The sequence below is a fragment of the Methylobacterium sp. genome (assembly GCF_019750675.1).
Classification (GTDB): Bacteria; Pseudomonadota; Alphaproteobacteria; order Rhizobiales; family Beijerinckiaceae; genus Methylobacterium.
This window is the reverse complement of the sequence record NZ_JAIEOF010000248.1, coordinates 1-2,881: the sequence shown is the minus strand read 5'-3', so window position 1 is coordinate 2,881 and position 2,881 is coordinate 1. Positions and strand designations below refer to the sequence as shown.

2 protein-coding genes are annotated in these 2,881 nt (G+C 67.8%); both read left to right on the top strand.

Annotated features, from left to right (window positions below; all coding sequences use genetic code 11):
• The first annotated feature begins 39 nt into the window (after positions 1–39).
• Positions 40–1,923, top strand: a complete 1,884-nt coding sequence (locus K2X24_RS12775) for an extracellular solute-binding protein (RefSeq protein ID WP_292498608.1) — start codon at positions 40–42, stop codon at positions 1,921–1,923.
• Positions 1,920–2,881, top strand: a 962-nt coding sequence (locus K2X24_RS12770) for an extracellular solute-binding protein (protein WP_292498606.1), incomplete at its 3' end; no start/stop codon positions are given. The genes K2X24_RS12775 and K2X24_RS12770, both read left to right, overlap by 4 nt.

Below are 2,881 nucleotides of genomic sequence, written 5' to 3'. Positions count from 1 at the left end.
CGAACCGCGCCCCCGGAATCCGGAGACCGCCTGCCCGTGATGCGAATTGCCCTGATCGGACGCCTCGTCGCCGCCCTCGCCTTCCTGGCCTGCGGCCTGCCCGCCCGGGCCGCCCCCGATCCGGAATCCCACGCGCCGAACGGCGCCTGGATGCCCGCGATCACGCTGATGGGCGCGCCGAAATACGGCCCCGACTTCAAGCATTTCGACTATGCCGACCCGAAGGCCCCGAAGGGCGGCCTCGTGCGCCTCGGCGCGCAAGGGGGCTTCGACAACTTCAACTACGTGGTCTCCGGCCTGAAGGGCGACCTTGAGGGCGGGATCGTTCAGATCTACGATACGCTGATGACGGAATCGGCCGACGAGCCGTTCACCTCCTACGGCCTCCTCGCCGAGGGCGTGCGCCTCGCCGACGACCTTTCGGCGGTCTCCTACCGCCTGCGCGAGGGCGCCCGCTGGCACGACGGCAAGCCGGTGACGCCCGAGGACGTGGTCTGGTCCTTCGATGTCCTGAAGGCGAACAGCCCGTTCTATGCGGCCTATTATCAGACCGTGAGCAAGGCAGCCGTCACCGGCCCGCGGGAGGTGACCTTCACCTTCGCGGAGGCCGGCAACCGCGAGTTGCCCCAGGTGCTCGGCCAGCTGCGCGTGCTACCCAAGCACTGGTGGACCGGCACCGACGCGCAGGGGCGTCCGCGCGACGTGACCCAGACCACCCTGGAGATTCCCCTGGGGTCCGGCCCCTACCGCCTGTCGAAGTTCGAAGCTGGGCGCAGCGCCACCTACGAGCGGGTAGCGGATTACTGGGGCAAGGACCTGCCGGTGAATGTCGGCCGCAACAACTTCGGCACCCTGCGCAACGAGTATTTTCGCGATGCGACGGTGCTGATCGAGGCGCTGAAGGGCGACCTGTTCGATTTCCGGGCCGAGAACGTCGCCCGCAACTGGGCCACGGCCTACGACAACTTCCCCGCCGTGAAGGAGGGCAGCCTGATCAAGGAGGAGTTCCCCGATCGCGGCAACGGCAACATGCAGGCCTTCGTGCTCAACACCCGTCGGGCCAAGTTCGCCGATCCGCGGGTGCGCCGGGCCTTCAACCTTGCGATGAACTTCGAGGAGATGAACCGGTCGCTGTTCTTCGGCCTCTACAAGCGCATCGACTCCTACTACTTCGGCTCGGAACTCGCCTCCTCCGGCCTGCCCGAGGGCGACGAGTTGGCGATCCTCGAATCCGTGAAGGACAAGGTCCCGCCGGCCGTCTTCACCACGCCCTACGCCAACCCCGTCAACGGCACGCCGGACGCGGTGCGCGCCAACCTGCGCGAGGCCGTCGGCCTCCTGAAGCAGGCCGGCTACGAGTTGCGCAACGGCCAGATGACCGACGTGAAGAGCGGCGAGCCGCTCACCGTCGAATTTCTGGAATTCCAGAGCGTGTTCGAGCGGGTCGTGCTGCCCTACGCGGCGCAGCTCAAGCTGATCGGCATCAACAGTTCCCTGCGGGTGATCGACCAGGCCCAGTACCAGAATCGTCTGCGGGCCTTCGACTTCGACATCACCACCAGTTCATGGCCGCAATCCCTCTCGCCGGGCAACGAGCAGCGCGAGTATTGGGGCTCGGCCTCCGCCGACAAGGCCGGTTCGCGCAATCTCATCGGCATCAAGGATCCGGCCATCGACGCCCTGTTGGAAAAGGTGATCTTCGCGAAGGACCGTCCCGGTGTGCTGGCGGCGACCCACGCCCTCGACCGGGTGCTGCTGGCCCACAACTTCGTGGTGCCGCAATGGGGCTCGAACGTCTCGCGCACCCTGCGCTGGAACCGCTTCGGGCATCCTGAGGTACTGCCGAAATACGGCAGTTCTGGCTTCCCCGCGACCTGGTGGTACGACGAGACTCTGGCGGCCAAGACCGGGGCGCCGCGTTGAGCGCCGGTCCGACCCGGCGCACTGTCGTCGCGGGCGCCGGCGCTTTCGGAGCCACCCTGGTCCTCCCCGCGCCAACCCGGGCGGCGGGCCGCACCAGCCACGGCCTGTCGAGCTTCGGCGACCTGAAGTACCCGCCCGACTTCCCGAACTTCGACTACGTCAATCCGGGCGCGCCGCGCGGGGGCCGGTTCTCGGCGCAGCTTGCGTCCACGATGGGCAACCAGGCTTCCGACACCTTCAACACCCTGAACATCTACGTCCTGCGCGGCGACGGCGCCGCCGGCATGAACCTGACCTTCGATTCGCTGATGGTCCGGGCGCTGGACGAACCCGATGCGCTCTACGGCCTCCTCGCCCGCACGGTGGAGGTCTCCGAGGACGGGCTGACCTATCGCTTCAGCCTGAGGCCGCAGGCCCGCTTCCACGACGGCACGCGCCTGACCGCCCACGACGTGGCGGCGTCGATGCGCCTCCTGAAAGAGAAGGGCCACCCCGAGATCTCGCAGGTGATCCGCGACCTGTCCGAGGCTGTGGCCGAGGACGACGCCACGGTGGCCCTGCGCTTCGCGCCCGGTCGCAGCCGCGATCTGCCCCTCTTCGTCGCCACCCTGCCGGTGTTCTCCGCCGCCTACTACGCCAAGCGCGATTTCGAGGCCTCTTCCCTGGAGCCGCCGCTCGGCTCCGGGCCCTACCAGGTCGGACGCGTGGAGGCGGGCCGCTTCATCGAGTTGGAGCGGGTAAAGGATTACTGGGGCGCCGAGCTGCCGGTGAATGTCGGCCAGAACAACTTCGACGCCATTCGGTACGAGTATTTTCGTGACCGTCAGGTGGCGTTCGAGGCTTTCAAGGGCGGCGCCTTCACCTTCCGGGAGGAGTTCACCGCCCGGGTCTGGGCCACGGGCTACGACTTTCCCGCCGTGCAGGAGGGCCGCGTCCGCAAGGAGGTGGTGCCCGATGC